Annotated in this window: 18 protein-coding genes; 7 read left to right on the forward strand and 11 right to left on the reverse strand. The window is 64.3% G+C overall.

From position 1 onward, the window contains the following. Positions 1-21 precede the first annotated feature (21 nt). A complete protein-coding gene (locus BH95_RS08710) occupies positions 22-630 on the reverse strand; it encodes a pentapeptide repeat-containing protein (protein ID WP_037161963.1) in 609 nt (202 codons plus the stop codon). A 33-nt stretch (positions 631-663) separates the two neighbouring features. On the opposite strand from BH95_RS08710, the gene BH95_RS08715 reads away from it, so the two are divergent. Continuing rightward, positions 664-1,128 carry a tRNA (cytidine(34)-2'-O)-methyltransferase gene (locus BH95_RS08715; protein WP_026348292.1) on the forward strand — a complete coding sequence of 155 codons (465 nt, stop codon included), beginning with the start codon at positions 664-666 and terminating at the stop codon, positions 1,126-1,128. Positions 1,129-1,183: 55 nt separating this feature from the next. On the opposite strand, the gene BH95_RS08720 is transcribed toward BH95_RS08715, so the two are convergent. Continuing rightward, positions 1,184-2,125, reverse strand: a complete 942-nt coding sequence (locus tag BH95_RS08720; RefSeq protein ID WP_020113415.1) for a DUF4349 domain-containing protein — start codon at positions 2,123-2,125, stop codon at positions 1,184-1,186. 240 nt (positions 2,126-2,365) lie between these two features. Here BH95_RS08720 and BH95_RS08725 point away from each other — a divergent pair, with 240 nt between their 5' ends. Both BH95_RS08725 and ctaD read left to right on the forward strand, forming a co-directional pair. After that, entirely contained in the window at positions 2,366-2,842 is a 477-nt protein-coding gene (locus BH95_RS08725) for a DUF6764 family protein (RefSeq protein WP_037181587.1), read from the forward strand. Positions 2,843-3,000: 158 nt separating this feature from the next. Then, a complete protein-coding gene (gene ctaD / locus BH95_RS08730) occupies positions 3,001-4,779 on the forward strand; it encodes an aa3-type cytochrome oxidase subunit I (RefSeq protein ID WP_037159715.1) in 1,779 nt (592 codons plus the stop codon). 15 nt (positions 4,780-4,794) lie between these two features. Here the strand turns inward: ctaD and BH95_RS08735 are convergent, their stop codons facing one another. Next, the gene (locus BH95_RS08735; RefSeq protein ID WP_230594061.1) at positions 4,795-6,096 is read right to left on the reverse strand and encodes an ATP-binding protein; all 1,302 of its coding nucleotides are present in this window, start codon (positions 6,094-6,096) and stop codon (positions 4,795-4,797) included. Positions 6,097-6,266: 170 nt separating this feature from the next. On the opposite strand from BH95_RS08735, the gene BH95_RS08740 reads away from it, so the two are divergent. Next, a complete protein-coding gene (locus BH95_RS08740; protein WP_019663633.1) occupies positions 6,267-7,220 on the forward strand; it encodes a HAMP domain-containing protein in 954 nt (317 codons plus the stop codon). Between the two features lie 9 nt (positions 7,221-7,229). Here the strand turns inward: BH95_RS08740 and BH95_RS08745 are convergent, their stop codons facing one another. Both BH95_RS08745 and BH95_RS08750 read right to left on the reverse strand, forming a co-directional pair. Next, positions 7,230-7,727, reverse strand: a complete 498-nt coding sequence (locus BH95_RS08745; protein WP_019663632.1) for a metallophosphoesterase family protein — start codon at positions 7,725-7,727, stop codon at positions 7,230-7,232. A 63-nt stretch (positions 7,728-7,790) separates the two neighbouring features. Beyond that, positions 7,791-11,078 (reverse strand): error-prone DNA polymerase, encoded by a 3,288-nt coding sequence (locus BH95_RS08750; RefSeq protein WP_052060010.1) that lies wholly within the window; start codon positions 11,076-11,078, stop codon positions 7,791-7,793. A gap of 172 nt (positions 11,079-11,250) precedes the next feature. On the opposite strand from BH95_RS08750, the gene BH95_RS08755 reads away from it, so the two are divergent. Both BH95_RS08755 and BH95_RS08760 read left to right on the forward strand, forming a co-directional pair. After that, positions 11,251-13,380: an MMPL family transporter gene (locus BH95_RS08755; RefSeq protein WP_037144593.1), complete on the forward strand. Its 2,130-nt coding sequence runs from the start codon at positions 11,251-11,253 to the stop codon at positions 13,378-13,380. Positions 13,381-13,562: 182 nt separating this feature from the next. Then, positions 13,563-15,563, forward strand: coding sequence for an SDR family oxidoreductase (locus BH95_RS08760; protein WP_019663629.1), 2,001 nt, complete (start codon positions 13,563-13,565; stop codon positions 15,561-15,563). A gap of 15 nt (positions 15,564-15,578) precedes the next feature. Here the strand turns inward: BH95_RS08760 and BH95_RS08765 are convergent, their stop codons facing one another. From BH95_RS08765 to BH95_RS08775, 3 genes are read right to left on the reverse strand one after another with little or no spacing between them, the layout of a single operon-like run. Beyond that, on the reverse strand, positions 15,579-16,088 hold the full coding sequence (locus tag BH95_RS08765; RefSeq protein ID WP_037181591.1) for a hypothetical protein: 510 nt from the start codon (positions 16,086-16,088) through the stop codon (positions 15,579-15,581). 27 nt (positions 16,089-16,115) lie between these two features. Next, the gene (locus BH95_RS08770) at positions 16,116-17,669 is read right to left on the reverse strand and encodes a DNA polymerase Y family protein (protein ID WP_037181935.1); all 1,554 of its coding nucleotides are present in this window, start codon (positions 17,667-17,669) and stop codon (positions 16,116-16,118) included. A gap of 13 nt (positions 17,670-17,682) precedes the next feature. Then, entirely contained in the window at positions 17,683-18,486 is an 804-nt protein-coding gene (locus BH95_RS08775) for a hypothetical protein (protein WP_230594067.1), read from the reverse strand. Between the two features lie 326 nt (positions 18,487-18,812). Between BH95_RS08775 and BH95_RS08780 the strand changes: the two genes are divergently transcribed. Further along, positions 18,813-20,033 (forward strand): serine/threonine-protein kinase, encoded by a 1,221-nt coding sequence (locus BH95_RS08780; protein ID WP_019663625.1) that lies wholly within the window; start codon positions 18,813-18,815, stop codon positions 20,031-20,033. A 63-nt stretch (positions 20,034-20,096) separates the two neighbouring features. Here BH95_RS08780 and BH95_RS08785 read toward each other — a convergent pair whose 3' ends face one another. Genes BH95_RS08785 through BH95_RS08795 form a run of 3 tightly spaced genes read right to left on the reverse strand, consistent with a single transcriptional unit; the run spans position 20,097 to position 22,548 of the window. Further along, the gene (locus BH95_RS08785; protein ID WP_019663624.1) at positions 20,097-20,753 is read right to left on the reverse strand and encodes a response regulator; all 657 of its coding nucleotides are present in this window, start codon (positions 20,751-20,753) and stop codon (positions 20,097-20,099) included. Then, positions 20,732-21,865: a sensor histidine kinase gene (locus BH95_RS08790; RefSeq protein WP_019663623.1), complete on the reverse strand. Its 1,134-nt coding sequence runs from the start codon at positions 21,863-21,865 to the stop codon at positions 20,732-20,734. The genes BH95_RS08785 and BH95_RS08790 overlap by 22 nt, the downstream gene beginning before the upstream one ends. Further along, complete coding sequence (locus BH95_RS08795; RefSeq protein ID WP_033189925.1) at positions 21,862-22,548, reverse strand: YqeB family protein; 687 nt, start codon at positions 22,546-22,548, stop codon at positions 21,862-21,864. The genes BH95_RS08790 and BH95_RS08795 overlap by 4 nt, the downstream gene beginning before the upstream one ends. Between the last annotated feature and the right edge of the window lie 19 nt (positions 22,549-22,567).

Genomic DNA, 22,567 nt, shown 5'->3' on the forward strand with positions numbered 1-22,567 from the left:
GGTCTGTCACCGGCCGATTTCTCACCCCTCGACAGCGAGTCCCTGCGCTTGCGCGTAGGCCACCGCCTGGGTGAGCTCGATCTTCGTGCCGACGAGCGAGGTCCCCACCCAGAGCGCCCCGTCTACCCTCGACCCGCGTAGATCCGCGGCGTCGAGTTTGGCGCCGGTGGCTCGCGCGCCGGAGAGGTCGACCGACACGAGCGTCGCCTTGCGCAGGTCGGTGTTCACGAGGTTGGCCTCGACGAATCGACATCCCGTCAGGTCCACTCCACGCAGGTCGGCGCCGCCCATCCCTGCCAGAGTGAAGTCGACCTCGTCGAACGTCGCGGGCCGCAGCCTGCAGTCCACGAATGTCGAACCCATGAACGTCGAATTGCGAAAAGTGGAGTGCAGCAAATTGGTTCGAGTGAAAGTACAGGACCGGAAGGCCGCGTCGCGGTGGACCGATTCGGTCAGATCGGTGCCGGTGAAGTCGCACTCGGTGAACACCACGGACGTCGTCTCCAGGCCGCTGAGGTCCGCATCCCGGAAGGTGCAGGCCACGTAACTTCGGCCGTTCCACCGTTGCCGATCGAGTCTGCTGTCGGAGTAGTCCTCGCCGATGATCTGTTCCTCGTCCACCTGCACCATCCTTCCCCGACGCGTGGTGGCAGAGTGAGCCGGGTGTTTCGACTCATGTTCTTCGAGCCCCGGATTCCTCAGAACACCGGCAACGCAATTCGCCTCGTCGCAGGCACGGGGTGCGAACTCCACCTCGTCGGCCCGCTGGGCTTCGACATGTCCGAGCCCAAACTCAAACGAGCGGGACTCGACTACCACGACCTCGCATCGGTGACCGTGCACGAGAACCTCGCCGCAGCATGGGAAGCACTGAAGCCCGATCGCGTCTTCGCGTACACCGCTCACTCGACGCGATTCCACACGTCCGTCGACTACCTCCCGGGCGACGTTCTCCTCTTCGGCCCCGAGCCGACCGGGCTCCCCGACGACGTCCTGGGCGACGATCGCGTCACCGACCGGTTGCGCATCCCCATGATCCCGGGGCGGCGATCGCTGAATCTCGCGAACTCGGCCGCCGTCGTGATGTACGAGGCCTGGCGTCAACACGGTTTCGACGGGGCGGTGTGAGTCCGGCTCGACTCACTCCGGTCCGGAACTGCTGCACCGCAGACCGACCGCCGATTCATTCCCGAGGCGCGGCGTTGCCTTCGCTCTCGTCGGTCCCCACGCCGTCGGTCCCGACGGCATCCGTGTCGTCGCTGTTGTCTTTCTCGACTGTCCGGCGCGGCCGGACTGCACGCACCGTCCGCACCACCGCGTAGACGACACCTGCTCCCACCACCAGCGCACCCAGCCACGGAATCGCACGCCCCACGGCAACGATCCCGTCTCCGATCGCGTCGAGCAACGAGTTCCACCCGGAGACCAGGCCGTCGAGGAAGTTGTCCGGTCCGGGCGACGGCGTGACGTCGTCGGTGCTGAATTGCACTGTGATGGTGGACAGTTCCACTTGATCGCCGAGGTAGCTGCGTTGCGAGACCAACCCGTCGAGCTCGCCTTGCCTGCTCGACAGCGCCGATTCCGCTTCGATCAGGTCGGCCGTGTTCGTCGCACCGGCGATGAGCGCCCGCAACCGATCGACCGACGCCTGAAGAGCCGCGATCCTGGCGTCGAGGTCCTGGTACTGCATGGTGACGTCGTCACGAGTGATGCTGACGCTGGTGACCTTGCCGAGGGCAGAGATCCTGTCGACGGTCACGGTCAGCTCGTCCGCGGGGATCCTGGCGGTGATGGAACTACTGGCCGTCGAGTTCTCCGTCGCTGGATTCTCGGTTCGGTTGTCGATGCGGCCTCCGGCGCTCTCCACCGCGCCGACCGCCTCGCGTGCAGCGTCGACGGGATCGTCGGCGGTGACGTAGATCTGGCCCGTGACAACTTCTTTGCGTTCGACGGGCGAGGGCGCCTGCTCTCGCACCGCTCCGCCGGAGTCCGGCGCGAGCGCGACACCGGGCGAGGTGAACGACGAATCCGCCGCCGGCGGACCCGCTGGACCGTCGGACGACCCGCTGCATCCGGCGAGAACCACCAGCGCTCCGGCAAGAACGACGACAAGACTGCGCTTCATCTTCGAAGATGCTAGAGCACCATCGACATGCGGAAGACGGCCACGACATCGACGGTGACGAATCGTTACATCCATTGGGAACATTCACTGATGACCTGACGCCCGAACCGGGGTACGGTGTGCCGCATCGACCCATTTGCAAGATTCCGTGAAGGAGCCCCCCTGTTGTTCGCTGTTCCGCCTTTCTCTCTGCTCCGCCGCTCGCCCCAGGATGGCTCCTCCTTCCGCTCCAGTAGTCGAATGTCCCGTGCTGCAGCAGCTTTCGCTGTCGGTGGCGGCATCGTCGCTGCTGGTTTCGCCGGCGCCGGCGTGGCCTCCGCGGCACCGGTGACGTGCGTGTCCCCTCCGTCCGCGAACGACATCCAGGTCGACGGTTACGCCAGCTGCGGCGCCACCGCTCAGGACGCGTCACGCGCTACCGCAACCGCAACCGACAGCGGCACCGCCGTCAGCGTCGCCGAGAGCGCGGGCAGCACCTCCACGTTGGCAACCGGCTACGGCACGGCACTCGGGGCCTCGCGCGCCGGAGGCACCGCGTACGCCGGAGCCATCGGCGGCGGAATCGCGCATTCCTGGGCGGACAACGGCGGAACCACCATCGCCATCGCGGGTTGGGGTTCGGGAGCAACCGCCGAAGCCGCAGGCGTCGATTGCGTCGGCCAGTGGTCGCTCGCCCTCAACCTGTCCTCGGGCCAGTTCTGCGCGTTGGGCAACTGACGCTCACCGACACAGTCGTCGTGAAATCCCGCCACCGTCGTCGGTGGCGGGATTTTTCGTCGAGATACACGACTCCGCCGCAACGAACTACGACCAAAGGTAGTACCCGAGCCGTTGCGGGTTTACGATGACTCCACTCGCATCTTCAGGAGGACTGTGTGACTGCCCTAGCGCCTAGGCCTACTCCCGCTGTGACGGCGGCTCGGCCTTTTCCGCCGCGGATGGGACCTAAGGGTTCGTTCGTTCACAAGGCGATTACGACCACTGATCCCAAGGTGTTGGGGATCATGTACATCGCGACGTCGATTGCGTTCTTTCTCGTCGGTGGGTTGATGGCGTTGTTGATGCGCGCCGAGTTGGCTGTGCCGGGGATGCAGTTTCTGTCCAACGAGCAGTACAACCAGTTGTTCACCATGCACGGCACGATCATGTTGCTGTTGTATGCGACGCCGATCGTGTTCGGGTTCGCCAATTACATTCTGCCGTTGCAGATCGGTGCTCCGGATGTGGCGTTCCCGCGGCTCAATGCGTTCTCGTACTGGTTGTATCTGTTCGGTGCATTGATCACCACGGCCGGGTTCATCACTCCTGGTGGTGCCGCGGACTTCGGGTGGACTGCCTACACGCCGTTGACGAGTGCTCTGCATTCGCCGGGTGTGGGTGCTGATCTGTGGATCATGGGGTTGGCGGTGGCCGGTTTGGGCACCATCCTCGGTGGCGTCAACATGATCACCACGGTCATCTGTTTGCGGGCGCCGGGTATGACGATGTTCCGGATGCCGATTTTCACCTGGAACATTCTGGTGACCTCGATTCTGATTCTTCTTGCGTTCCCGTTGTTGACGGCGGCGTTGTTGGGGTTGGCGGCCGATCGTCATCTGGGTGCGCACTTGTTCGATCCGGCGACCGGTGGTGTGTTGCTGTGGCAGCACTTGTTCTGGTTCTTCGGTCATCCCGAGGTGTACATCATCGCGTTGCCGTTCTTCGGGATCGTCTCGGAGATCTTCCCGGTGTTCTCGCGTAAGCCGATGTTCGGGTACACCACGTTGATCTACGCGACGATCGCGATCGCGGCGTTGTCGATCGCGGTGTGGGCGCATCACATGTATGCCACCGGTGCGGTGCTGCTTCCGTTCTTCTCGTTCATGACGTTCTTGATCGCGGTGCCCACGGGTGTGAAGATCTTCAACTGGATCGGCACGATGTGGCGTGGTCAGGTGACGCTCGAGACGCCGATGTTGTTCTCCATCGGGTTCTTGATCACGTTCCTCTTCGGTGGTCTCTCGGGTGTGTTGCTCGCCAGCCCGCCGATCGATTTCCATGTCACCGACACCTACTTCGTGATCGCGCACTTCCACTATGTGGTGTTCGGGACGGTGGTGTTCGCGACGTATGCCGGTATCTATTTCTGGTTCCCGAAGATGACGGGCCGGATGATGGACGAGACGCTCGGCAAGTGGCATTTCTGGTTGACGTTCTTCGGGTTCCACGGCACGTTCCTGGTGCAGCACTGGCTCGGAAACGAGGGTATGCCGCGTCGGTACGCCGATTACCTGGCGTCGGACGGGTTCACCACACTCAACATCATTTCCACGATCGGGGCGTTCGTGCTCGGTGCGTCGACGTTGCCGTTCGTGTGGAATGTCTTCAAGTCCTACCGGTACGGCGAAGTGGTCACCGTCGACGATCCGTGGGGATACGGCAACTCGTTGGAATGGGCGACCTCCTGCCCGCCGCCGCGGCACAACTTCACCGAACTGCCCCGGATCCGTTCCGAGCGTCCCGCGTTCGAACTGCACTACCCGCACATGGTCGAACGCCTCCGCGCCGAAGCCCACGTCGGACCAGGTGCCCACGGCGGACACACCACCGAAGTCCTCGAGAAGGCGCGTCGAGAACCACTGGCCACCGGCGACGACGAGCATTCGGGCGACTGAACCGGCAGCGACGAATCACAGGTACTGCCCCGTCAATTCGGCTGCGCGCCAGCGTCCGTCGGCGATGGTGCGGAGCAGCACCTGTGTGGTCACTGCAGTTCCGTGTTCCAGCACTGCGCGTCGCACCGTTTCTCGCACATCCGCCCCGGAGACCGCAGTAGCGAAAGACCGCGCCACGGCATGGCAGTCCACAGCGTCGGCGCCGGGTATCGACGTCAGTATCCGACGCAGGATCTCGGCTGTCGCGGCGGTGTCCGGGTAGTCGATCTCGATGATCGCATCGAACCGAGCCGACCGCGTTGCCGCGGAATCGAGAGACTTCGGATCGTTGGTCGACGCGATGGTCAGAACGTCGTCGTACTGCCGGGTGCCGTCGAGGACGGTCAGAAACTCCGCCAACGGCTCGTCCCGACCCCCGCTTCCCCTCGTGCCGATGATCAGATCGAGATCCTCGAGGATGACGACGGTGCGTCCGAGATATCTGGTCTCCTCGTAGATGGACCTCAGCGCACGAGATCCAGCGAGGGCGTCGACGATGATGACGGTGGCGTCTCCCATCAGCTCCCCGGCCACGACACGGCTGACGGCACTCTTGCCCACACCGGGAGGACCGGTCAGAAGCACTCCTCGGCTGGTGCCGAGGCCGAGCTGACGCATCAGGTCGGCGCGAGTGGTCACTGCAGCGATATTGGTGTCCAGTTCGTTCCACACTTCGGCTGGCAACACCAGATTCGAGCGGTCCTGACGGGGAAGGTCGACGATCGACAGGCCGAGCACAGGTTTCGCGGTCGCCTGAAGAACACGCCCTCGGAAAAAGTTTCGAGGACCGCGCGCCGCGGTCATCGTCTGCGCGAGCAGTGCCCTGCCCGCCTCGGCGTCGACCGTGCGGGTGTAGATGCGAAGCTCGAATTCGTCGTTCATGAACGACGCTTCCCTCAGGCACCCCACGACGTCGATCGGGGCGAACGAGCCACCGACGAAGAACACGGCAAGTTCCTTGGGCAGCGAGATCGACGTGCCGTCGATTTCCGTTCGCTCCCACGTCGGAGGACACGAATCCTCTGCGGGACCGACCGGAGGGTTCCATGTCGACATCTCGTCCGCGAGGATTGCAGCCACTGCCGGACGCGTGGAGACCGTGAGGAGTTCGGTGGCGCAGACGACGTCGTCGCTCGACACTCCGAGTGAGGTCGAGACGAATGCGTCTGCCGTGGTGGCCGAGCGCGAGGCGCCGAGGAGCAGGTTCGCTATCGCGGCGACGGTGCGACGGACGGATTCCGGTTCACCGGACAGGCTTTCGTGCACTTCTGATGCCATGTGGGAGTCACGATTCTTTCACCACGCCGAGTACGTGGACTACTCCGCATGCGCGAAGATCGCCAGAGTACTACATCGACAACACTGTCGCCCAACGCATTTCCACGCGTCACCGACCGAGTAATCCCGTTTCTCAGAACGCTCTCAGCAGTCACGGTCATACTCGTCCAGTGATCCCCCGCGCAGCCCATCGCCCCACAGCGTTGACGCTGCACGGCCGCATCCGTGTCCTCACGATCAGTGTTGCGGCTCTCGCCGTCGCGGTCAGTGCGCTCGCCATCTACGTCGTCGCGGACCAGGCTCTTCGTGATCAGCTCGGTGACCGAGTGTCTCGCAACGCCAAAGCACTCATCACCGGAGCACAGTTGGGCGTCCCGCCGAACGCGTACGGTTTCGGCGTCAGCAGCCCCGATGGCCCCGCGATCAAGGTAGCTCTGGTCTCGTCGACCGGGGAACTCGTCACGTTCAACACCGAGTCCAAGCCGTTCACGAACTCGGCGGGTGTGCTCGACTCCCAGGAGCAGGCAGTCGTCGACGGGACGGCGCCTGATTCCCTCCGCGAGGTGCGCGGATACATGGTCGCGGCCGAGCGGACGACCACCGGCGAAACCGTCATGGTCGCCGAGTCGCTCGAGTCCAACGATCCACTGCTGGGGAAGCTGACGCTCGCTCTCGTGATGATCGGAGCATTCCTGGTCGCCCTGGCCGGAATCGCCGGTTCGGCGGTGGCTCGAACAGGGCTGAGACCGGTCAAACGTCTGCGCAACGCCACCGAGCAGGTGGCGCGCACCGGCGACTTGGAACCCATCGTCGTCAGCGGAGACGACGAACTCGCATCGCTGGCCACCAGCTACAACGAGATGCTCGCCGCGCTCACCGTCTCCGGCCGCCGGCAGAACAAGCTCGTCACCGACGCCGGCGAGGAGTTGATGGAACCGTTGCAGACGCTGCGAGCGAAGATCGACACCGTGATGGCGCTGGACTCGGACGACCCGCCCGCACTGTCCCCCGAGGAGCAGGACGAGCTTCGCGCGGGTGTCATGACCGACATGGACGTGATCATCCGACTGGTCCACGATCTGGTCGATCAGGCCCGCGTCCAGTCGGAGGCGTCGCACTCCTGATCGACGCCACTACCGTTCGATTCGATGCAGGCGAACGTTTCCGAGCGTCGAATCCTCGATGTCGGCGGTCATGAACGTACAGAACGGTTGCCGACGGCGGTCGGTGGGAGATCCTGGATTGAGCAGGCGCAGCCCGTTGTCGGCCGTGGTGTCCCACGGAATGTGACTGTGCCCGAACACGAGTACATCCGTGTCGGGATAGGCCGCCGCCATGCGTTTCTCACGTCCGGTGGCCTGACCTGTCTCGTGGACGACGGTGAGTCGGACGCCGTCGAGTGCGACGTCTGCCCGCTCGGGCATGCGTGCGCGTAAGTCTTCGCCGTCGTTGTTCCCCCAGCATGCGATCAACCGTGTCGACGCGGCCTGCAGCGCGTCGAACAGGTCGACCTCGACCCAGTCGCCGGCGTGGACGACGACATCCGCATCTCGGACGGCATCCCAGACTTGCTGGGGCAGTGCCCTCGCCCGCTTCGGCACATGAGTGTCTGCCAGCAACAGAAGTTTCACGTGCTCCAGTGTGCACGCTCGGCTGTCGCGGGCGGGGAATCCGGATCGGACGATGCGCGGGGTTCACCGGAAATCCCTCGACTTGGATTGCACCCGCAGATCCAGCAGTTGCAGATGATCCGCCACCACGGTGGCGGCCCCTTCGGCGTTCTGCACCTTGCCTCGGATCAGCAATGCAGGAGCGGTGAGCGCAAGCTTTCGATACTTCGCCCACAGTCCGACCGAACACACGACATTGACCATTCCCGTCTCGTCCTCCAGATTGACGAACGTGACTCCGCCCGCTGTCGCAGGCCGTTGACGATGCGTCACCGCTCCCCCGACGAGCACCCGGTCCCCATCGGGAATCGCCAACAGCCGATGCGCCGGAACCACCCCGAGGCGGTCGAGTCGATCTCGAAAGAACTGAGTGGGATACGAATTCGGTGATACCCCCGTTGCCCATACGTCCGCGGACGCCAGATCGAGATCGCTCATACCGGGAAGCACGGGCGCGTGGGTCGACGCCCCGAGACCGGGAAGCAGATGCGGCCGCTCCCCTGCCGCAGCGCCGGCAGCCCACAACGCTTGGCGACGAGTGGTCCCGAAACAGCCGAGAGCGCCTGCTGTCGCCAATGATTCGGCCTGGGCGGTGGACAGCTCCACACGTCCGGTCAGATCGAGGAACGAGGTGTACGGGCCCCCCAGTACCCGAGCTTCGACGATCTTCTCCGCGAGCGCCTGACCGATGTGACGAACATCGGCCAGACCCATACGAATCTCGAGTCCACCACCGCACAAGTCCGCGTACCAGGAGCTGGCGTTGACATCCGGTCCGTGCACCTGCACACCGTGACGCCGTGCATCGGCGACCAACGACTGCGGGGAGTAGAAGCCCATCGGCTGTGCCCGCAGCAGTCCCGCGCAGAACGCTGCCGGATGGTGCAGTTTGAACCACGACGAATAGAACACGAGCGATGCAAAACTCTGCGAATGACTCTCGGGAAAACCGAAGTTGGCGAAGGCGGACAGTTTCTCGTAGATACGATCGGCCGCATCCCCGACGATTCCGTGCAGCTCACGCATACCGTCGTAGAACTTTCCGCGCAGTTCGTTCATGCGCTCCGGGGACCGTTTGGAACCCATGGCTCGGCGGAGTTGATCGGCATCCGCAGCGCTGAAACCCGCGACATCGATCGCCATCTGCATGAGCTGTTCCTGGAACAGCGGAACTCCGAGCGTCCGATCCAGAGCCTTCTTCAACGACGGATGATCGAACGTGACCGGTTCGAGCCCGTTGCGGCGCTTGATGTACGGGTGAACGGATCCACCCTGAATGGGCCCCGGCCTGATCAGTGCCACTTCCACGACCAAGTCGTAGAACTCACTCGGCTTCAGGCGAGGCAACGTCGCCATCTGCGCGCGCGACTCCACCTGGAACACGCCGATCGAATCCGCTCGCTGCAGCATGTCGTAGACAGCCTTCTCGCTCAGATCGATGTCCGCGAGGTCGATCCGGATGCCTTTGTGCTCGTCGATCAGATCGATCATGTAATGCAGGGCCGACAACATCCCGAGTCCCAGCATGTCGAACTTGACCAAACCCACCGCAGCGCAATCGTCCTTGTCCCACTGGAGAACACTGCGGTCGGCCATCGTCGCCCACTCCACCGGACACACGTCCGCAATGGGGCGATCGCAGATCACCATGCCGCCCGAGTGAATACCGAGATGACGCGGAAACCCTTCGATCTGCCGCGCCAGATCCAGTACCGGAGCAGGTATGTCGCTTCCCTCCTGGTCACCGATGTTGGACCAACGGGTGACCTGCTTGCTCCACGCATCCTGTTGCCCCTGAGAGAATCCCAACGCGCGAGCCATGTCACGCACCGAGGATTTACCTCGATAGGTGATCACGTTCGCGACCTGCGCGGCATACGTGCGCCCGTACTTGGAGTAGACGTGCTGAATAGCTTCCTCACGCCTGTCCGATTCGATGTCGACGTCGATATCGGGTGGACCGTCCCGCTCGGGCGCGAGGAATCGCTCGAAGAGCAGCTTGTTGGCAACAGGGTCCACGTTGGTGATGCCGATGGCATAACAGACGGCGGAGTTCGCTGCCGAACCCCGCCCCTGGCACAGAATGTCGTTGTCCTTGCAGAATTTCACGATGTCGTGGACGACGAGAAAGTACCCGGGAAAACCCAACCGCTCGATGATGTCCAGTTCGTACTCGATCTGAGCGTGCGCCGCAGGATGTTCCGTCGGCGAGCCGTACCTGAGGCGCGCACCACGCAGCGCGAGATCACGCAGGTGACTGATCTCGGTATGTCCGGGAGGCACATCGAACGGCGGAAGCTTCGGCGCGATCAAGTGAAGATCGAACGCACACTCACGACCGAGCCGGGCTGCGGCGTCGACCACGCCGGGATGATGTCGGAACAGCGCAGCCATCTCCGCACCGGACCGAAGATGGGTACCACCGGTCGGTGCGAGCCATCCCGATGCCTCGTCCAAGCTGCTTCTGGCGCGCACCGCAGCCATCGCCATGGCAAGACGGCGGTTCTCCGGCGTCGCGTAATGGGCCGCAGTCGTGGCGATCACCGGAAGGCGGAAGCGGGCGGCGGCGTCGAACAGCGCGTCGTTGCGCTCGTCGTCCTCCGGCAATCCGTGATGAGTGAGCTCGACGGTGACACGGTCGGCGCCGAATCTGTCGACCAGGTCCCGGATGGCAGCATCCATCGCGTCCCGCCCGCCGTCGCGCAGGGCACGCCGCACGTGCCCCTTTCTGCACCCGGTGAGGATCTGCCAATGCCCACCCGCGGCATCGGACAACGCGTCGAAGTCGTACCGAGGCTTTCCCTTGACGCCACCGGCCAGATGCGCCGCCGCGATCTCCCTCGACAGTCTGCGATACCCCTCCTGGCCGCGAGCGAGCACGAGAAGATGCGTACCGTCCGGGTCGAGCTCACCTGCCCGCGACTTGTCCGTTCCCAGCGACAGTTCGGCACCGAAGACAGTCCCCACACCCAGCGCCTTGGCGGCCTCGGCGAACCTCACGACCCCGTAGAGACCGTCGTGATCGGTGAGGGCGATCGACTCCAGCCCGAGCCTCGCGGCCTCCTCCACCATCGTTTCCGGCTGGCTCGCCCCGTCGAGGAAACTGAACGCGGAATGCGCATGCAACTCCGCATACGGAGTTCCTGTCACGGGTGCCGAAGTGACCGACCCTTCGTACGCCGCACGTTTACGCGACCAGGCAGGACTGTCCCCGCCGTCGCCGACGATCTCGGGCTTGTCCGGCCGCGCAGGACGCCCCGACAGCACCCGCTCCATCTCCGACCACGTCGGTGGACCATCGTTCCAGCCCATGACCATCCCCTCGTTCATCGAGAACTCGAACAGCACGTTCGAACAGAGGGGGAAGACACCGTTCGAACGTGTGTTCTATTAGAGCGCACGGCACCGACAGAAATCAACGTGTCGTCTCCAGCCACTAGGCTCGCTCTGCGATCGCATGTAACTAGAGAGCTGGAGTGAGAACGTGACACGTTGGGCTTCGTTCGTCGTTTCCCGTAAACGCTGGGTGCTCACCATCGCCATCGTGGCGGTGGCCCTCAGCGGGGTATGGGGAATCGGCGTGTTCTCCAAGCTCAGCGAAGGCGGCTTCATCGACCCGGGAAGCGAGGCCGCCGAAGTCAGCACACTCGTCGCCGGCCTCGGGCAACCGACACCGGACATCGTCGCCATCTACACCGCACCCGAAGGCAAGACGATCGACGACATCGCACCCGATGTCACAGCCGTGCTCGACGAGTTCCAGAACGAATACTCCGTCGAGAACGTCACGTCCTATTGGACGGCGAACGCCGCAGCCAAGCAGTTCCTCCTGTCCAACGACGGCACCAAGGCGCTCGCGACCGTCACCCTCGGCCCCAAGTCAGGCGTCACGTTCTCGACGTTCGGCGACCTGCCGCCGAAACTCGTCGTCCCCGGCGTGACTTCGCAGTTCGCCGGCGGATCGGTGGTAGGAGTGTCCTTCAGCACCACGCTGCAGAGCGACCTCGTGCGATCCGAGGCGATCGCGATCCCCATCACCCTGGTGCTGTTGATCTTCATCTTCGGCGGCGTGGTCGCGGCCGCGGTGCCGGTGTTCGTGGGCATCCTCAGCGTCATCAGCGCACTGGCAATTCTGCGGGCGCTGACGGTGGTCACCGAAGTCAGCTCGTTCTCCATCAACGTCGCCTCACTTCTCGGGCTCGGCCTCGCCATCGACTACGGACTGTTCATCGTCAGTAGATTTCGAGAGGAGATGCGCGCAGGCGTCGACCCGCAGAACTCCGCAGTTCGCACCGTGCTGACCGCAGGCCGAACCATCGTCTTCTCGGGGCTGCTGCTGATCTGCGCATTCGCGGGAATGCTCGTGTTTCCGCAACCGGTCGTCAAATCGCTCGGATTCGGGGCCATGGCCGCCGTCGCCAGCGCGGCAATCCTGTCGCTGACGGCTGTTCCTGCCCTGCTCGCGATACTCGGTCATCGCATCAACTCGCTCACCTGGAGCCGTAGCGCATCCGACCGCGGCGACGCGCGCGCACAGAAGTTCTGGGGAGCCGTCGTCACCCGGGTGATGCGCACTCCCGGAATCGTCGCTGTAGTCATCGTCGCCGCACTGCTCGTGCTCTCAGCGCCGATTCTCAAGGTCACGCTGGGAGAAGTCGACTACACCGCACTGCCTCAGAACGATCCGGCTCGCGTCGCCGTCGAGACACTGAACTCCGAATTCCCCACCACGGGCGAAGGTGCCACCGTAGTTCTCCGCGGCACCGACGGGCAGAAACCCCAGGGCGCCCCGATCGCAGACATCACCCGCCAGGCAGAAGCCGTCGACGGAATTGCCCGGGTCCAGTTCACCGGGTCCGCGGACGACTTCGTCGTCGTCCAAGCAACATTCAGCGAACCCAGTGAAGGCAAGAGCGAAGTCGAATCGACCAGTGACGCCGTCGCTTCCCTGCGACAGATGACACCGCCGGAGGGCACCGAGATCCTCGTCGGAGGCTCGAGAGCTCTCGTCGACGACGGCAACGCAGCGATCGCCAAGTGGCTGCCGGCGATGATCGCGATCATGGTCGTCTCGACGCTCATCCTGTTGTTCCTCGCCTTCGGCTCGATCGTTCTCCCCATCAAAGCGGTCCTGATGGCAGGGCTGAGCCTCGGAGCCACCTTCGGTGTGTTGACCTGGGTCTTCCAGGAAGGGCACGGCGCCGAACTGCTCGGCGTCACCCCGGCACCACTCGAAGCGACATTCGTCGTCCTCATCCTCGCCGTCGTCTTCGGCCTGTCCACCGACTACGAGGTCTTCCTGATGTCCCGAATGGTAGAAGCCAGAGCCGGCGGCGCCACGACGGAAGAAGCAGTGACCGTCGGCGCACAACGGACAGGACGCATCGTCACCGCCGCCGCCCTCATCCTCATCGTCGTCACCGGCGCATTCACCATCTCCGATCTGTCGATCATGAGATTCCTCGGCGTCGGAATGATCCTCGCCTTGATCGTCGACGCCACCATCATCAGAATGCTGCTCGTCCCGTCACTGGTGAAACTGATGGGCGAAGTCAACTGGTGGGCGCCTGCATGGATGAAGAAAGTGCACGAAAAAGTCGGTATCGGTCACTGACCTCGCCGCATCCCTGTCTTCGTGGACCGAACGTGACGTTCGTTCACCTCAAGTGACCCAATGTGACGCTCGGTCACTTCAAGTGACCCAACGTGACGTTCGGTCACTTCAAGTGACTGAATGCCACGTTCGGTCCGAAATCAAGGGTGGCCGAGGAACTTACTATCAAGTAAGTTCGAGGGATGGCGAAGTACATCGTTACCGGCGGTACGGGTTTTCTCGGGCAGAATGTGCTGCCCCTGATACTGGAGCGCGATTCGGCTGCGGAGGTGCATGTTCTGGTTCGGCAACAGTCGGTTGCCAAGCTCGAACAGCAGGTCGCCGGGCTGCCCGGTGACGACAGGGTTCATCCGCTCGTGGGAGACCTCACCGAACCGGGGCTCGGGGTGAAGGAGGTGCCGTCGGATGTCGATCACATCGTTCATCTCGGCGCGGTGTACGACCTGACCGCCGGTGATGAGCAGTCCGGGGCGAATGTGGACGGCACCCGGGCCGTGGTCGATCTGGCGGTGGCGACGGGGGCGAGGTTGCACCACGTGTCGTCGATCGCAATTGCCGGTGACCATGTGGGGACGTTCACCGAGAACGATTTCGACAAGGGCCAGGGATTCCCGACGGCGTATCACCGGACCAAGTTCGAGGCGGAGGCGATCGTCCGCGATTCGGCTACCGATTGGCGCGTGTACAGGCCGTCCGCGGTTGTCGGCCATTCCGAGACCGGCGCGATCGACAAGATCGACGGGCCGTACTTCTTCTTTCCGTTCTTCGCCGAACTTGCCAAGTTACCGTCGATCCTGCCTGTCACAGTGCCTGATATCGGTGCGACCAATCTGGTACCGGTGGACTACGTTGCCACTGCCATCGTCGATCTGATCGTGCGGAATCCTCTGGGTCAGAGGGTGTTCCATCTCGTCAACCCCGAGCCTCAGTCGATGGTCGAGGTGTATTCCGCGTTCGGCGCGGCCGCGGGTTCGAAGGCCAAGGTCGTGGGGATACCGGGGGCGGTTGCTGCTCCTGTCGTCTCGCCGCGGACGAGGGTGGTCAAGAACGGTCGCGACGCCGTGCTCACACGGTTCGGTGTTCCACCCGTCATGCTCGATCATCTGACGCTTCCGACGGTGTTCACGTCCACTGCCACCCAGACTGCGCTGAACGGACTCGTTCCGCCGCCGTTGAAGTCCTATGCAGACAAACTGTGGACGCACTGGCAGCGCAACCTCGACCCGGACCGCGCGCGCAAGCAGGATCCACGCGGACCGCTGGTCGGCCGTCACATCGTCATCACCGGGGGTTCCTCTGGAATCGGACAGGCGAGCGCCGTGTCCGCAGCGCGCAAGGGCGCAACGGTTCTTCTGCTGGCGCGCGGCGCCGAGCAGCTGGAAAGCGTTGTTGCGGACATCCGTTCCTCCGGCGGGGACGCGTACGGGTATCCCTGCGACGTCACGGACACCGAGTCGGTGGAGCAGACGGTCAAGGCCATTCTCGGTGAGCACGGGCACGTGGACATGCTCGTCAACAACGCCGGGCGATCCATCCGGCGTTCGCTCTACCGATCGACGGACAGACTGCACGATTACGAAAGAACGATGGCCGTCAACTACTTCGGTGCCGTCCGACTCGTGTTGGCGCTACTTCCGCACATGCGTGAGCGCCGCTTCGGCCATGTCGTGAACGTCAGTAGCGCTGCAGTGCAGGGCCACACACCACGTTTCTCCGCGTACGTGGCGAGCAAGGCCGCTCTCGACGCGTTCTCCGACGTGGCTGCAGCCGAAACTCTGTCCGACGGAATAACGTTCACGACCATCCATATGCCGCTCGTTGCGACGCCGATGATCACACCCACCGGCGACAAGAACGTCGGCCCGGTGGTGTCACCGGAGAAAGCCGCGGCAATGGTGATCAGGGCGTTGACCGACAGGCCGAAGCGCATCGACACTCCACTCGGCACTCTCGGTCAGTTCGGCAGCATCTTCACGCCGAAGGGCAAGGACCGGACGATGCATCAGTTCTACCGGCGGTTCCCCGATTCGGCTGCGGCCAAAGGCGAAGTGACGGAAGACCAGGGCGAATCTCAGCCGATCCCTGTACCTCCGACCTCGACCTACGACGCGTCCAGCGCATCGGCGCGGGTCGGCAAGCTGGCGAGGCGACTCGGAAGGCTGGTTCCCGGAGCCAACTGGTGACGAGACCGGTGCCGATCACCTGCGTATCGAGCGCACCAGCACCGAACCGAAGCCGGCGGTCAGATACCCCAGAGATCCCAGCGCCAGAGTCCATTTGGCGATACTGACGGCCGAGGTGGCTCGCACGACCGAATCGGTGATGTGCTCGGGCCGATCCAGCAGGTGCAGGCCGACGATGTTCTCGACGTAATCTCCTGCTGCCGAGAGGACAGGAGCGAGCGCAAGCACACGTGCGGTGGCGGGCGGTATCGGCATCAGTTCACCCAACCGCTCGGCACCGGCACGAAGCGCGACGGCGTAGATCGCCGGGTGGACGAAATCCGGGTAGTAGTGGCTTCGAAAACGCGCGGTCTCTCGAGAGTCCATCTTCTCGAGAATCTCTCGATATCGTCGTGCCGACCACGCCGTCTGCACTTCGAGGACGCGGGGGCCGGCCGGACCGAGCAGCCGAACGATATTCGCTTGCGAGACAACGAAAAGCGCTGCACTGGCGATCAAGGGAACATCTCGCTTCGACAGACTCATGCACTGATGGTAGATCCTCACCGCGGATCATTCGTAGATACCTTCCACTCGCCACCCGTCGTCGCCGTAGAGAAGCAGCAGGGCACGGGTTTCTTCGAACAGCACCTGAACGCGCGCGCCCTGTGTACCCACGGTGGGATCCCACCAGCGTTCGTCGATCGGCCATGGTCCGGCCCATCCTCGTAGTGGCCACGCCTTGCTCCCCCACCGCAGTGTGACCGGGCGGGTGTCGAAACTTCCGCGCATGCCGACGTGCACGTCGTTGCCGTTCGCGTCCTCCAGCGTCACCCGAGGAGACGTGTCCATCACTGCTGCCGGTGCGGGCGCCGGGAGCCGGCCGGGCCAGGGAGCAGCAGGATCCGACAGGGGCACCAACTCGTCGCCCAGACTGCGCAGAGTCACCCGGTCGCCGGGGCCACGCCCCCCGCTCAGCACGCCGATTTTCACCGAGTCGCCGCCGAGAAGTCCCTGCACACGGACAAGGGCACGTCTGGCGCGTTCCTCCTCGTCGCCGACGCTTCCCCAGAGGCCGAGTTGGAGCTCACCGGCTGCGACCACCTCGACCGGTTCCAATCGCAGCATCGTGATGCCCGACGTCGGTTTGGCGACGCTACGCCCGGTGAGCCAGCCGTCGAGTTGCCACCGCACGCGGTCTGCGGTTCCTTCCGGGGTCAGCGGCTCGGCGCATCGCCATGTTCGCGAGAGGTTCTCGCCGTTGCCGGTGGATGCATGGACGAGCAGTCGAGTACAGGCAACGGCAGCGGCAGCCAACTTCGTGTGCAGTTTCTCCGCCATCCCCCTGCCCGCGAAGGCCGCTGCATCCACGCGATCGATCGGCGGATCGCACTGGTACTCCACGTTCAGGTCCGGTGGCAGGGCGCGAGCCGACGGTGGACGCTCCGCCTCACCCCTCGCGCTCCGATGGGCGAGCACGGCGTCGGTCCCGAAACGGGACGCCACATCACCGGGAGTAAGGGCCGCGAAATCACCGATGGTGCGCAGACCCAGACGTCGTAGGAGATCGATCAGGTCTTCCCTGTCCGCCGCGGCCAGACTGGGTTCTGCCGCCAGTTCCGACACCGGCAGCGGGGCGAGATAACGAGCCCCGCCGCCCCGGGGAACGATCACGGCATGCCTGGCTGCGATGACCGCCGTCGACAACTCGTCGGCGATCCCTATCTGACATTCGACGCCGGCCGCGGCCGCCTGATCTATCAACCGCTCGGCTGCGTTGTGCTCGGATCCGAAGTACCTGCTGACACCTCGGGCACCGAGGATCAGCAACCCCGGCCGCAGTACCTCCACACCCGGCGCAACCATGTCGACGGCTGCGGCGACCGGCTCGAACATCCGGCCGTCGCGATCCGAATCAGCCGTCACCACATGCACATCGGGACAGCGAGCCTGGGCCTCACGTTTGCGTAGACCCCGCCGTACACCGTGTGCGCGGGCAGGTGCCGAACATGCGATCACACGATTGGCGGACACCACCGCCACCGGGCTGGTCGCCGGAAGATCGGCGACGGCAGCAGCCGCGACCGCGGGCCAGTCCGGGCACCACAGCGCCAGCACCCGGCTCATGCCTGTTCCCATTTCATGCCAGCACCGCCACTCTGTCGGCACCGACGGCCGCAATGGACGGGACCTCGAACCACTCGACGCGGCCGCGCTCGGAACGTAGGTCGAATCGAGTGGAACGAGTGCGCATCGCCTTCCCCTGCGCGCGCACTTCCAACCGGAGACCACGAAGCCGCCCGCGGCCTGCACCGTCTCCGGTTCCGACACCGTCGACGCCGGCCACGGACGCATCGAGCCGCAGATCCACCCCGTCCCAGTGCCCGTCCGTCACCAGAAGCGACGCACCCTTGCTTCGAGCGCGTGCAACGACGGCACGTGCTCGCGACGGCGGCACCGACCTACCACCGAGACCGAGCACGACCAGGTCCACTCCGTCGAGCAGGATCGCGGCCACTTCCACCGGGTCCTCTCCCGGATCGGGAACCATGGCCAGTCTGTGCAACTGCGCTCCCATCTCGGACGCTGCGAGCAACCCGAAGCGCGGTTGACCGACCACTGCCACGTGACCGCCTGCAGCCGTGACCGACGCGACCATGCCGAGCATCAGAGAACCCGCGCCGGACACTGCGGTCACCGACCCTCGAACCAGGCCTCCGTGAGGGAGGACAGCCGCAAGCGCCTCCGGGACACTCAACACCTCTTTTGCAGGTGCGCGTGTGCTTTTCTGCTGTTCGAGGCGGTTGTCGGGCGCCGATGGCTCGGCCGACACAGGGGCACTCGACCGTGAAACCGAGGGACGGGCGACCGAGCGTGTTTCGCCCTTGGACGGCACAGCGGCCATGCGTCGCCGAAGATGTTCCACCCTCTCCGGCAACGACATGCTCTCCAGCGCAACACCGCCGTCACGAGCAACACTGCCGTCATGAGCAACACTGCCGTCACGAGCAACTCTGTTGTCGCGGGAGATACCGTGCCGAGAGTCGGCGGAAACAGACATGCTTACCTCCCCATGGTGATGGAATCGTGGAACTCGGCCCTCTTCCGAAGACGATGGGGAAGTCCCGCCTTCGAACAGACTTTCGAACACCCCCAAAGTTAAGCCGTTCCGGCGACCTCCGTCAAGGCAGCGACGAACCGGCTGGTGACGGCCGGGGCGGCGCGTCACGCCGGACGTCGCGGGCAGCGATGCTCACTGTCAACTAACCTGTGGGCGTGACCGAGCAGCAACGCACCGCACGGGTCGTCGGACCCGATTATCTCCTCGCCGGCAGATACCGCCTCGCCTACAAGCTCGGCGGTGGCGGAATGGGTGCCGTGTGGCTTGCGCAGGACACGCTGATGGGAAGAAAAGTTGCCGTCAAACAGGTCACCTCGACGATCGACCTGAGCGAGAAGGCCGCGCGCGAAGTCCGTAATCGCGCCATGCGTGAGGGACGGATCGCCGCGCGGCTGTCCAGCCCACATGCCATCGCCATGCACGACGTCGCGATCGAGGACGGAGAACCGTGGCTCGTCATGGAGTACATGCCGTCACGGTCGCTGGCGCAGGCACTGAACATCGCCGAGACGCTGCCACCGTACGAGGTAGCGCAGGTGGGCGCCCAGGTTGCCGACGCGCTCACCGAGGCACACGAGGCAGGTATCGTCCACCGCGACATCAAACCGGGCAACATCCTCATCGCCGACCGTGGCCGGACGCTCGGGATCGTCAAGATCAGCGACTTCGGGATCTCGCGTGCGAAAGGTGATGTGGAGGAGTCGGATTCGAGCGTCATCACCGGAACTCCCGCCTACTTCGCTCCCGAGGTCGCACGCGGACAGGATCCGACCGAGGCAAGCGACGTCTTCTCCCTCGGCGCGACGCTGTACACCGCGATCGAGGGCAGACCGCCGTTCGACATCGACGAGGACTCCATCGCACTGCTGCACCGAGTCGCTCGCGGCCAGATCATCTCGCCCAGCAGATCAGGAGATCTCACCCCGGCGTTGCTGCACATGCTCGAGCCGGACCCGTCTCGCAGGCCGACCATGGCACAGGCCAGAGACGAGATCATCCGGAGCGCGGTCAGCAGCAAAGGATCCATTGCGTCGCTTCGCGGTGTTCCACTCACCACATCGGACGGCGTCGTTCCGGGGTGGGCACACCGATCCACGCCCGTCGCGGAAACCCGCCGCCCGTCACGCGAATTCGGCAACACTGTCGCAGGGCTTCCCGCAGTGCGCTCGACCGGGCTCTCGGACACCACACCCAAGCCCTACGCCCCGCCCCCGTTCGACGTGCCCAAGAAGAAGAATCCGTTGGACAAGGTGCTCGATGCAGTCGACGACGCCGTGGGAGACAAGGTCGACATCCCGCCTGCGGTGATTCTGGGCGTGGGAGTGGCTGTCGTCCTACTGATGGTGGTGCTGCTGATCGTCCTCCTCTGAATCTCCGTCCAGGAATCGGAAGAACTGCGCGAGAACGCTCGGCGAACGACCGAGGCCGGAGAGCTATCGACTCTCGAACACGGCAATGGCGATCTGCACTCGGTTGGTGCATCCGAGCTTGGCCAACACTCTCGACACGTAGGTCTTGACGGTCGCGACACTCATGAAGAGCGACCCGCTGATCTCGGCATTCGACAATCCCTGCGCCACCGCGATTGCCACTTCACGTTCCCGATCGGTCAGCACGTCCAGTACATCGTCGGCCCCGGCCGTGCGTCGATCCTGCTCGCGCCAGGCCGACACGAGTGTTCCGACGGCCGACGGCGACAGCATCGACTCACCGTCCTGCACTCGCTTGACGGCCTCGATGATGTCCCGCGGAGGAGTGTCCTTCAGCAGGAAGCCGTTGGCGCCCAGCCGAAGTGCTCGAAGGAGGTACTCGTCGGTGTCGAATGTCGTGAGCACCAGGATCGCCGGACCTCCCGTGCTAGTCCTGAGCATCTCGGTTGCGGCCAGACCGTCCATGACGGGCATTCGTATGTCCATCAGAACCACGTCCGGCTCGAGCCGTCGAGCCGCGTCGACACCGCTCGCGCCGTCCGCGGCCTCACCGACCACCCGAATCGAACTGTCGGACTGCAGAATCATCGACAAACCCGATCGGACCAGAGCGTCGTCGTCGACGAGGAGAACATCGATCACCTCGGCCACGGCAACCATGCTTCCAGTACGTATCCGACCGACCCGTCGACGGTCTTCACCCCGTGTTCGAGCCGACCGCCGGCCAAGGACAGCCGCTCGGACAGACCGATCAGCCCCGTGCGAGAACCCGGCACGACCGAGTCGCGCCCGCCCAGCGCGTTGGACACCGACACGAGCATCCCCTCTCCTTCCGGCCGAATCGACACCTGCACTGCAGAGCCCGCCGCATGCTTGCGGGCGTTGGTCAGGCCCTCCTGAACGACACGAAAGACGTTACGCCCCATGGTCGCAGGAACGCCGCCCGCGTCCAACCGACTGTCGAAATCGACCACGACTCCGGCTGCGCGAACCTCGTCGATCAGCGCCGGTACGTCATCGATCGACGATCCCGGTTTCATCGGTGGTGAATCCTCGTCGGATCGCAGTACGCCCAGGATTTCCCGGAGATCGTTCAACGCACCGTGCGCACTGGTTCTGATGGTTCCCGCGATCTTCTCGATGTCGGCTGCATCGGCGTCGGACCGCACCTCGAGCGCACCGGCATGCAAACTCACCATCGAAATCCGGTGTGCCAGGGCATCGTGCATCTCTCTGGCAATCCGCTCACGTTCCTGGCCACGAACCCGATCTGCCCGGTCCGCCGCCGCAGCCTCCGCTCGTTCGGCGCGCTCGCGAAGCGAATCGATGACCTCTCGCCGCGCCTTGACGATCGCACCCCACGCCATCGGGATACTGAGCAGCGCCAAGCTCAGAATTCCCGTCGACACCACCGAGTCACCGACCGAGAAGAAGCGTGCGTACACCAGCGAAGCCACGAGATGCAGCGCAACGATCGCCGCGGTGACCCTCCACGTTCGCATCGATGCCACGGTGTAGATCGCCACCAACTCCGCGCCGCCCGCAGCGTCGGAGAACACCGTCAAGGCTGCGAGCACGAGCGCGATACCGACCGGCCGGCGCCGACGCCACCACAGCAATGCAGTCGCGACGACGCCGATCGCAACCGCGGTCGCCACACGCAAGTTCGAGAAATCGGCGGCGGTCACCCCGTCGAAGACGACCATTGCTGCGATGAACAGCGAGAACGCCATTGCGCCGAGATCGCCGGTACGCCGACGCGACACGGTCATCCGCGCACCAGCGGTCGCCAGTACTGCGTGCTCTTGCGTTCACGAACAACGATTCCCAACCGGTCCAGCGCCTCACGTAGCTCGGACGCATCCTCGCGAGACTTCTTCTGCAACGCCATTTCTCGGGCGCGCATCACGGCGTCGACCTCGGCGGGAAGCGTCGGCGATCCCGGAATCCAACGCTGATACAGGCTTTCGTACGGATCGCCCTCCACGAAGGAGTAGCCGTGTTCGACGAACACACGCTCCACCGCGGGTTCCTTCTCCTCGATCGGTGCGCGAACGACCTGACGCGACGCCGCGTCGAGGACGACGAGTTCCTTGCCGTCGACGAACACCGTCGACGCATCGGCCCGAGCGACCGACGTCGTCCGGCCTTCCTCGGTCAGACGCAGGCCCGACGCGGAGACGACGACGCGGAGACTGTCGTGAAATGCGAAGGCGACGAACGCGGCTCCCAGTGCGACACCGATCCCGGTGGTCAGATACTGCACCCACCAGTGCGACCACGAAGCAACGAACTCGAACACTCCCTGGAACGGGATCCACTTCTGCGACGCTGCCCACGGTGCCCAGCGTGGGAGAAAGAATCCGACGGCGCCACCGACCGCGGGCGCGACCACCGCCAGAAACACCCGGTCGGCGGTGGGAAGCCACAGCACCGATTCGCTCTTGTCCTTCATGACCTCGACGCTAGTGGCA

Origin of the sequence: Rhodococcoides fascians A44A, from assembly GCF_000760735.1 — a bacterium.
Taxonomy (GTDB): domain Bacteria; phylum Actinomycetota; class Actinomycetes; order Mycobacteriales; family Mycobacteriaceae; genus Rhodococcoides; species Rhodococcoides fascians_E.

Coding starts and splice junctions, on each gene's coding strand:
- BH95_RS08710 (WP_037161963.1), bottom strand. CDS start 630: ATGGTGCAGGTGGACGAGGAACAGATCATCGGCGAGGACTACTCCGAC.
- BH95_RS08720 (WP_020113415.1), bottom strand. CDS start 2,125: ATGAAGCGCAGTCTTGTCGTCGTTCTTGCCGGAGCGCTGGTGGTTCTC.
- BH95_RS08725 (WP_037181587.1), top strand. CDS start 2,366: ATGTCCCGTGCTGCAGCAGCTTTCGCTGTCGGTGGCGGCATCGTCGCT.
- BH95_RS08735 (WP_230594061.1), bottom strand. CDS start 6,096: ATGGCATCAGAAGTGCACGAAAGCCTGTCCGGTGAACCGGAATCCGTC.
- BH95_RS08750 (WP_052060010.1), bottom strand. CDS start 11,078: ATGGGCTGGAACGATGGTCCACCGACGTGGTCGGAGATGGAGCGGGTG.
- BH95_RS08760 (WP_019663629.1), top strand. CDS start 13,563: ATGGCGAAGTACATCGTTACCGGCGGTACGGGTTTTCTCGGGCAGAAT.
- BH95_RS08765 (WP_037181591.1), bottom strand. CDS start 16,088: ATGAGTCTGTCGAAGCGAGATGTTCCCTTGATCGCCAGTGCAGCGCTT.
- BH95_RS08770 (WP_037181935.1), bottom strand. CDS start 17,669: ATGAGCCGGGTGCTGGCGCTGTGGTGCCCGGACTGGCCCGCGGTCGCG.
- BH95_RS08775 (WP_230594067.1), bottom strand. CDS start 18,486: ATGTCGTTGCCGGAGAGGGTGGAACATCTTCGGCGACGCATGGCCGCT.
- BH95_RS08785 (WP_019663624.1), bottom strand. CDS start 20,753: ATGGTTGCCGTGGCCGAGGTGATCGATGTTCTCCTCGTCGACGACGAC.
- BH95_RS08790 (WP_019663623.1), bottom strand. CDS start 21,865: ATGACCGTGTCGCGTCGGCGTACCGGCGATCTCGGCGCAATGGCGTTC.
- BH95_RS08795 (WP_033189925.1), bottom strand. CDS start 22,548: ATGAAGGACAAGAGCGAATCGGTGCTGTGGCTTCCCACCGCCGACCGG.